At 65.7% G+C, this 8,534-nt stretch carries 7 protein-coding genes; 4 read left to right on the top strand and 3 right to left on the bottom strand.

Annotation, left to right across the window (positions count from 1 at the left end):
* Positions 1-296: Lrp/AsnC family transcriptional regulator (locus ACDELDRAFT_RS16270; protein ID WP_005798795.1), on the top strand; the 296-nt coding region annotated here is incomplete at its 5' end.
* A 192-nt stretch (positions 297-488) separates the two neighbouring features.
* Here the strand turns inward: ACDELDRAFT_RS16270 and ACDELDRAFT_RS16265 are convergent.
* The gene (locus tag ACDELDRAFT_RS16265) at positions 489-1,079 is read right to left on the bottom strand and encodes a lysophospholipid acyltransferase family protein (RefSeq protein ID WP_005798793.1); all 591 of its coding nucleotides are present in this window, start codon (positions 1,077-1,079) and stop codon (positions 489-491) included.
* A gap of 531 nt (positions 1,080-1,610) precedes the next feature.
* Between ACDELDRAFT_RS16265 and dusA the strand changes: the two genes are divergently transcribed.
* Positions 1,611-2,600, top strand: coding sequence for a tRNA dihydrouridine(20/20a) synthase DusA (dusA, locus tag ACDELDRAFT_RS16260; RefSeq protein ID WP_081470155.1), 990 nt, complete (start codon positions 1,611-1,613; stop codon positions 2,598-2,600).
* Positions 2,601-2,747: 147 nt separating this feature from the next.
* On the opposite strand, the gene ACDELDRAFT_RS25805 is transcribed toward dusA, so the two are convergent.
* Positions 2,748-4,442, bottom strand: coding sequence for a putative bifunctional diguanylate cyclase/phosphodiesterase (locus tag ACDELDRAFT_RS25805; RefSeq protein WP_232504797.1), 1,695 nt, complete (start codon positions 4,440-4,442; stop codon positions 2,748-2,750).
* A 74-nt stretch (positions 4,443-4,516) separates the two neighbouring features.
* Complete coding sequence (locus ACDELDRAFT_RS25800) at positions 4,517-5,503, bottom strand: CHASE domain-containing protein (RefSeq protein WP_005798789.1); 987 nt, start codon at positions 5,501-5,503, stop codon at positions 4,517-4,519.
* Between the two features lie 212 nt (positions 5,504-5,715).
* Here ACDELDRAFT_RS25800 and ACDELDRAFT_RS16250 point away from each other — a divergent pair, with 212 nt between their 5' ends.
* The gene (locus ACDELDRAFT_RS16250; RefSeq protein ID WP_005798787.1) at positions 5,716-6,786 is read left to right on the top strand and encodes a GTP pyrophosphokinase; all 1,071 of its coding nucleotides are present in this window, start codon (positions 5,716-5,718) and stop codon (positions 6,784-6,786) included.
* A gap of 271 nt (positions 6,787-7,057) precedes the next feature.
* The coding region (locus ACDELDRAFT_RS16245) for a polyhydroxyalkanoate depolymerase (RefSeq protein WP_005798785.1) at positions 7,058-8,534 on the top strand (1,477 nt) is incomplete at its 3' end.

The following is an 8,534-nucleotide window of genomic DNA, read 5'->3' as shown; positions in this document are numbered from 1 at the left end:
CCGGCTATGGAGTGCGGCTGGGCGCACGGCTCGATGCCACCACGGTGCGCGCCTGGTGTTCCCTCAGCGTGCAGCCCAAATCGGCGCCGGCCGTGTTGCGCGCGCTCGAAGCGATGCCCGAAGTGGAAGAGGTCTCGGCCGTGAGCGGGCCGTTCGATTACCTGGCGTTTGTGCGCTGCACCAGCCATGAGCAGTTGGACGCCCTGCTGGACCGCCTGGGCCAGCTCGACGGCGTGCACCAGACCCAGACCAGCATCGTGCTCAGCCGCAAGATCGACCGCCGGAGCATTGGGTGACGCTGCGCCGAGCGGCTGCGCAATTGCTTGGCGCCGCTTGCGCCCACCAAAGAACGCCCACCAGCGCAGCGGACATTGCGCTTGCGCTGGCCATCAGCGATGGGCAATACCCGTCGCCGCGCTGCGCATCCCGATAAATCGCTATATTTAATATAGCTGCAAACGATCTACTGGCAAGCGCAGCAGCGTTTTTCATCCCCTATCGAACTGGTCAGCGTTCTTGCCCTGAATGGGCGCGTAGAACGCCTTGATGGCAACCATGTCTGACTCCAGGTCGCCAGTGGGCTCGAACACCGGGCCAAGCCCGCCCACCTTGCGCCCGTAGTCCACGAACGCAAGCACGATGGGCACGCCAGCCTGCTGCGCGATGAAATAGAAGCCGGTTTTCCAGTGCCGCGTCCTGCCGCGCGTGCCCTCGGGCGGCACGATGAGCTGCATGGGGCCCGTGGCGGCCCGCATGGCCGCGGCCGACAGCGCCACCAGGTTGCCGGCCTGGCTACGGTTCACGGGGATGCCCCCCAGCCAGCGCATCAGTGGCCCGAACGGCCAGCGAAAAAGGCTGTGCTTGCCCATCCAGTACACGCGCAAACGCAGCGCAAACGCGAGCATCAGCGTGTAGGGCAAGTCCCAGTTGCTGGTGTGGGGCGCGGCAATCAGCACACTTTTGGCGGCAGCGGCGTCAAGTTTGCCCTCCACCTTCCACCCCGTCACGCGCAGGACGGCGCGCGAAACGGCTCGCAGCAGGGTGTTGACGATCGGCGTGTCGAAAATGGTGTGGTGCATGCGGGACAACGGGCAACAGAGGGCGGCGGCGCGAGGAACGGGGTTGGCGATGTGGGCGCGATGGCGGCGGCGATGAGCCGATGGTTGCGGCCGGCTCCTCTCGGGTCGCGTTGAGTCACCGGAACTGGAACCGGAACCGGAACCGGAACCGGAACCGGAACCGGCCAAGTATCCGCGAAACTTTTTGCAACATTCTTGTGCCAAAGCAGCCGAATGGCCGGGCCACGGCATCTTGGCCTCTGCCCGCCCGGCCTCCTTCCACCCCAGCTTGCGCCGGCCTGTGCCCGCTCACCACCCACAGCCCGCAGAGGTTGGCCGAGCCGGCTGGGCATGCCCCTCCAGCGCAGTGCCCCCCGCCTAGCTCAGTGCTTTGTTTTTGATAGCTGCTTGCGCACATGGGCCAAGCGCTGCAGCCAGATTTTCTATAAAACCTCAGCCGGGCAGGCTTCTGGGTGCGATGGGATAATTGCCTTTTCCCTTCTGCCGTTGCCCGCCTCACCGCAGCCGCGCTCTCTTTCCCTTGCCTTCCTTTTGACCGTGGAACCCACTTCAAGCCCCTGGCGCATGTCCGTCGCCCCAATGATGGACTGGACCGACCGCCACTGCCGCTACCTGCACCGCCTGCTGAGCCGCCACACCCTGCTCTACACCGAGATGGTGACCACGGGCGCGCTGATCCACGGCGACGTGGAACGCCACCTGCGCTACAACGCCGAGGAGCACCCGGTGGCGCTGCAGCTGGGTGGCAGCGAGCCGGCGGACCTGGCGCACTGCGCGCGCCTGGGCGAGCAATGGGGGTACGACGAGATCAATCTCAACTGCGGCTGCCCCAGCGAGCGCGTGCAGCGCGGCGCCTTTGGTGCCTGCCTGATGAACGAGCCGCAGCTGGTGGCCGACTGCGTCAAGGCCATGGTGGACGTGGTGCAGATACCGGTGACGGTGAAGCACCGCATCGGCATCGACAAGGACGAGAGCTATGGCTTTGTGCGCGACTTCATCGGCACCGTGGCCGCAGCCGGGTGCGAGGTGTTCATCGTGCATGCGCGCAACGCGTGGCTCAAGGGTCTGTCCCCCAAGGAGAACCGCGAGGTGCCGCCGCTGCGCTATGCCGTGGTGCACCAGCTCAAGCGCGACTTTCCCCACCTGACCATCGCCATCAATGGCGGCATCCAGACCGACGACGTGGTGCACGAGCAGCTCGGCCACCTCGACGGCGTGATGGTGGGCCGCGAGGCTTACCACAACCCCTGGTGGCTGGCGCGCTGGGACGCGCTGTACTACGGTGCGCCCGAGAGCTCGCTCACGCGTGATGACGTGGAAGCCACCATGGTCGAGTACATGGCACGCGAAGCAGCGGCGCACGGCACCCCCTGGGCGAGCATTGCCCGGCACATGCTGGGCCTGCGCCACGGGCTGGCCGGCTCGCGCCGGTGGCGCCAAGTGTGGAGCGATCACCGCCTCAAGGGGTTGCCGCCGCACGAAGTCATGGCCCTGGCGCACGCCGGGCCTGTGCCTGCCTGACCACAGTTCAGCAGACGCCGGTGTGCCATGGCCGGACGGGCACCCATGCCGTCCGAAAGGCCCTGAACGGTAGCTACCCAGCACCGCCCGAGAGGCAAAGCCCGCGCGCCCGGCCAGACGGCTGAACGCCCAGGCGTCCCGCGCCGTTCAGCCGCCCTGCAGCTGCCGGGCCAGCCACTGCTGCAATGGCTCAGGCCGCCCGAAGAGGTAGCCTTGCAGCCCGTTGCATTGGCTGGCCACCAGAAAATCGGCCTGGGCCCGGGTTTCGACGCCTTCGGCCACCACATGCAGATTCAGGTGGCGCGCCACGGAAATGATGGACTGCACGATGGCGGTGTCGTTGGGGTCGTGGGGCGCATCCTGCACAAAGCTCTTGTCGATCTTCAGCTCGTACAGCGGCAACCGCTTGAGGTAGGCCAGGCTCGAATAGCCGGTGCCGAAGTCGTCGATGGAAAAGCGCACACCCAGGCGCCGCAGCTCGGTCATGCGGGCGATGGTGTCGTCCAGGTTCTCGATCAGCAGGCTTTCGGTCACTTCGAGGATCAGGTGGGCGGGGTTCGCGCCCGTGCTGACCAGCACGCCACGCATGCGCTCCACGAAGTCATCCTGGCGGAACTGGCGCTCGCTCACATTCACCGAAATGGACAGGTCGCGCTGGGCAGCCTGCAGGCGCGCCAGCGTCTCGCAGGCCTGAAGGATCATCCAGTCGCCCATGCGCAGGATCAGGCCCGAGGCTTCGGCCACCGGAATGAAGCGCGCCGGCGGCACGCTGCCACGCACCGGGTGGTTCCAGCGCATGAGCAACTCGCCGCCCACCACCACGCCGGCGGCATTCACCTGGGGTTGCACAAACGCTGCAAGCTGGCCTTCTGCCGCTGCGTTCTTCAGATCCTGCTCCAGCGTCAGGCGCTCCTGCACATCGGCCTGCATGGCGGCTTCGTAGAAGCGAATGCGGTTGCGCCCCAGGTCCTTGGCGCGGTACATCGCGGTGTCGGCCTCGCGCAGCAGGTCTTCCACCCCTTCGTCGGGCTTGGGGAACAGCGTGATGCCGATGCTGGCGGTGCTGCTGTAGAGATGCTGGTGGATGGTGTAGGGCGCCTCCAGCGCCACACGCAGGGTTTCGGCCACGGCCATGGCCGCCGGCCCGGCATCTTGCATGCCGCCGGCGAGGTCGTGGACGAGCACCACGAACTCATCGCCACCGAGGCGCGCCACGATGTCGCCGGGTGCCAGCAAATCGACCAGGCGCTGCGCCACCTGGACCAGCAGCAGGTCGCCCAGCGAATGCCCCCGCGCATCGTTGATCTGCTTGAAGTTGTCGAGGTCAATGAACAGCAGCGCCCCCACCTGCCCCGCCCGCCGCGCGGCGTCGAGCGAGCGCTCCATGCGGTCCAGCAGCATGCGGCGGTTGGGCAGGCCGGTGAGCGCATCGAAATAAGCCAGGTGGTAGGTACGGGCTTCGGAGAGCTTGCGCTCGGTGATATCGCGCGACAGGGCAATGAAGCGCGGAGCCTCGCCGGGCGCCGCGTTCTCCTTGCGGGCAATCGACAGCTCGAACCAGCGCTCATCGCCGCCGCTGCCCAACCGGTACTGGTGGCCGGCCGAATGCCCCGTGTCGTGGGCTGCCTGCAGGGCCGCCAGGCAGCCGGCGGCGGCGTCGGGCGCAACGATGTCCTGCATGCGCTGCCCCACCAGCATCTGCGCAGGCGCGGGCAAGAGGGCTGCGCGCGAGTGGCGCAAATGGTGGATGCGGCCGTCCAGACCCAACTCGAACAGCAGGTCGGGGATGGCGTTGAGCGTGCTCTCGAGGTCGTCGCGGGTGCCGCGCAGCTCGGACGTCATGCCCCGCGCCAGGCGCAACGCCCGTTCGCGCGCTGTGGCGAGCAGCCACACCGACCCGCCCAGCAGCAGCCCCATCAGGGCGCCCACGCCGGCCACAAGCGCATGGGCACCGGTGCCGTAGCGCGCTTCGAACGCCGCCAGCGGATGCATGCGCAGCGTCCAGTGCCGCCCGCCAATATCGACACGGCGCGTGGTGGACATGGCGCCCTGTTCATCCCCCCCGCCCAAGGCTTGCCAAAGAGCCTGCTGTCGTCGGCAGAAATGTCCCCATCGAAAATCTCGAGTCCCACGTCAGCGTCGAACTCTGCACTCAGCCCGGCGATGACCTCGCTCATGCGAAACGGCGCCGACACCCACCCCCGCAGCGCATCGCGACGGCTCTGCACGTCATTCAGGCGCGCCAGCCGGTCGTACACCGGCTGGTACATCACCAGGCCGGGCTGCATGCCCTGCTCTTGCCCCTGTATCAGCGGCAGCCGGCCCGACACGGCCAGCTGCCCCGTATCGCGTGCCCGGTCAAGGGCTTCGCGGGCGATGTCCATGGTGCTCACATCAAAACCCAGCACCTTGAGGTTTTCACCCTCGAGCGGCTCGATGTGCGTGATGGGGGTGTAGACCGCGCGCGGCCCCGGCGGGCGCACGGCGTAGGAAGCAAAGCCCCGCTGGCGCATGTCGGCCAGGTGCGCGGGCAAGGCGTCACCCGGCAGGTACAGCACCAGCGAAACACCCTGCAGCCCCGGCCGCGTCGCCTGCAGCTGCAACGCCCCCACGTAGGCCTGGAACTCCTCGCGGTCGATGCGTTCAGACCCGTCGAAGTAGCCCTTCACGCCACGCAGCACGAGCTCGTACGCCGCCATGCGGTCGCGCAGGTTGTAGGCGATCTGGTCGGCCGAAGTCTGCAGGTCGCGCCAGCGCCGGTCGTTCACCTCGCGCTCTTCGGCCCGCCAGTACAGGTAGCTGAGCCCCACCACCACCAGGGCCAGCAACAACGCGAACGCTGCTGGCCGCCAGGCGCCGGCTGCACTGCTGTCGTCTGGCGTGGTCGAAAAAGGTCGGTTCATGCGGTGGTTGAAATGCCGGCGGGGCTGCCCGCGCGGGCCAGCCCTTGTGTCCGCACGCGCCTGACGGCGGTGCCGCGCCATTATCGGCAACTCAAACCGCGATTCGCCGCAGTGTTGCCAGGGCGCTTCAGAAATAATGGGGGCTGGTTGATCCCACCCCTGGTCTGCCGGAAAAGGCGCCAACCTGCTCTCACCCCGCATCCAAGACACCTATGCCATCGCACGACTTTGAACTGGAAGAATTGCAGTTCCGCGCTTTTCATGCGCAGCAGTTGCCCCTGTTGCACCAGGCGTGCGAGACCTTCGTGGCCATGATCACCACCGTGGTCACCGCGTCCGGTCGGGTCGAGCTGGCCAAGGTGGAAGGGCGGGTCAAGGACGCCGACGAGTGCATCCGCAAATTCACGCGCAAGTACCGGCCCGCGCTCGAAGAAGCCAACGTGCCCTACGAGATAGCGCCCTACATCACCGACCTGATCGGGGTGCGCGTGGTGTGCCTGTACGAGGATGAGCTGGAAAAGGTGGCCGCGCTGGTGCGCTCGCATTTCGACGTGATCGACGTGACGGACAAGGTAGCCGCCGTGGAAGGCACCGAGGCCTCGTTTGGCTACAAGGGCCTGCACCTGGACCTGCGGCTCAACGCCGCCCAGCGCGCCTTGCCCGAGTACGCCGCCTGCGCCGACCTGCCTTTCGAGCTGCAGGTGCGCACGATCATCCAGGATTCTTGGAGCGTGCTGGACCACAAGATCAAATACAAGAAGTCGATTCCCGGACAGCTCAAACGCCGCATCAACGTGCTTTCGGCACTTTTCGAACTGGCCGACCGGGAGTTTCGCCAGATCCGTGACGCCACGGCGGCCGAGCTGCTGGAGGCCCCCGACGAAACCGCCGAAACCGCACCCGAGGCCGGCCAGCCGGCTACGGAAAAGGCCCCCACCACCGGCAGCGAGCTCAATGCCTTCACCTTCCTGAAGATCGCCACCCATTTCTTCAAGGATTTCGAATTCGAGCCCTACAAGGTGGACAGCTTCGTGGACGACATCCAGAAATGGTCGCCCGGCATGACCCGCTCCCGCCTGAACAGCCTGTTGCGCGAGACCATTGGCGTCGTCAAGCGCTACAAGCAGCATTTTGAAGAGCAAAACCCCCACGGCAGTTTCAACCCCTACACCGTGATCCGCCACTGCCTGTACCTCAGTAACAAGGTGGTGTTCCGCCCCGCCCTGCGCAACGTCGCCCGCGAAGCCTTCGAAACCTGGCTGCAGGAGCAGCCGGGCACGTGACATCCGTCATGTTTTTCTGCCGCCCGTTGTTGCAGCGCGCTGCACCAGAGCGTGGCGGCCACGCCGGGGCTATAAAGAGCAATAGTGCCGTACAGCGCTCATACATAAAGCGCAAGTAGCTATTATTAATATAGCAATTTACACCTTTGGTTTCACGGAAGACCGGCGGCCCACCGTTGTCCCCAAGGTGACTTGGCATTGGTGGTTTCACTCCATGCGTCGGTAACCAGATGCTGCTATATTGCACTGCAACATAACGGAGTTTCGCCCCATGCTCTACCAGATCTACGAAACCCAGCGCTCCCTGATGGAGCCCTTTGCCGACTTCGCGCAGGCGGCCTCCAAGCTCTACAACCACCCGTTGTCCCCCCTGAGTCAGAGCCCGCTGGCACAGCGCATTTCCGCCGGATACGACCTTCTGTACCGTCTGGGCAAGGATTACGAGAAGCCCGCCTTTGACATCCCCACGGTGGATGTGGACGGCGTGGGCGTGGCCATCCATGAGCGCGTCGAGCTGGACAAGCCATTTTGCGAGTTGCGCCGCTTCAAGCGTTTCTCGGACGACCCGGCCACGCTGAACAAACTCAAGCGCCAGCCTGTTGTGCTGATCGTGGCCCCCCTCTCGGGCCACTACGCCACCTTGCTGCGCGACACCGTGCGCACCATGCTGCGCGACCACAAGGTCTATATCACCGACTGGAAGAATGCCCGGCTGGTGCCTCTGTCCGAAGGGGAGTTCCACCTCGACGACTACGTCAACTATGTGCAGGAGTTCATCCGCCACCTGCAGGGCATCTACGGCAACTGCCACGTGATCAGCGTCTGCCAGCCCACCGTGCCGGTGCTGGCCGCGGTGTCGCTGATGGCCAGCCGGGGCGAAACCACGCCCATCACCATGACCATGATGGGCGGCCCCATCGATGCGCGCAAATCCCCCACCACGGTGAACAACCTGGCCACCAACCGCAGCTTCGAGTGGTTTGAGAACAATGTGATCTACCGCGTGCCTGACAATTTTCCGGGCGCTGGCCGCCGGGTGTACCCAGGCTTCCTGCAGCACACCGGTTTTGTGGCCATGAACCCCGACCGGCATGCCTCCAGCCACTACGACTATTTCAAGGACCTGATCAAGGGCGACGACGCCAGCGCCGAAGCCCACCGCAAGTTCTACGACGAATACAACGCCGTGCTGGACATGGATGCGGACTATTACCTGGAGACCATCCAAACCGTCTTCCAGGACTACAAGCTGGTGCATGGCACCTGGGACGTGCGCTCGCCCTCCGGCAAAGTCGAGCGGGTGCGCCCACAGGACATCACCACCACCGCACTGTTCACGGTAGAGGGCGAGCTGGACGACATCTCCGGGTCGGGCCAGACCCAGGCCGCGCACGACCTGTGCACCGGCATCGTGCGCAGCGAGCAGCACCACCTTGAAGCCAAGGGCGCGGGCCACTACGGCATTTTCAGTGGTCGACGCTGGCGCGAGATCGTGTATCCCCGGGTGCGCGACTTCATCCAGCAGCACGAGCGCGCACGGACGCAAGCGGCCACAGCCCAAGAGTCTGCCCCTGTTACAGCCGATGCAGTTGCCAGCCCAGCCCCGCACCGCCCTGCTGCGAAACCTGCCGCCGCGCGCAAAGCCCCCACAGATAAAGCAGCGCACCAGGCCGTGCCAAGCGCGGCCTCCAACGGCGTGGCGACGCGGTGGGTGAAGACCCCAGCCGCCGGCGACGCAGCCAACGCCG

Source organism: Acidovorax delafieldii 2AN, assembly GCF_000175235.1.
Taxonomy (GTDB): domain Bacteria; phylum Pseudomonadota; class Gammaproteobacteria; order Burkholderiales; family Burkholderiaceae_C; genus Acidovorax; species Acidovorax delafieldii_B.
This window is presented reverse-complemented; position numbering and strand designations above follow the sequence as displayed.

Excerpts from the sequence above, each read along its gene's own strand:
- ACDELDRAFT_RS16265 (WP_005798793.1), bottom strand. The coding sequence starts at position 1,079 with ATGCACCACACCATTTTCGACACGCCGATCGTCAACACCCTGCTGCGA.
- ACDELDRAFT_RS25805 (WP_232504797.1), bottom strand. The coding sequence starts at position 4,442 with ATGACGTCCGAGCTGCGCGGCACCCGCGACGACCTCGAGAGCACGCTC.
- ACDELDRAFT_RS16250 (WP_005798787.1), top strand. The coding sequence starts at position 5,716 with ATGCCATCGCACGACTTTGAACTGGAAGAATTGCAGTTCCGCGCTTTT.
- ACDELDRAFT_RS25800 (WP_005798789.1), bottom strand. The coding sequence starts at position 5,503 with ATGAACCGACCTTTTTCGACCACGCCAGACGACAGCAGTGCAGCCGGC.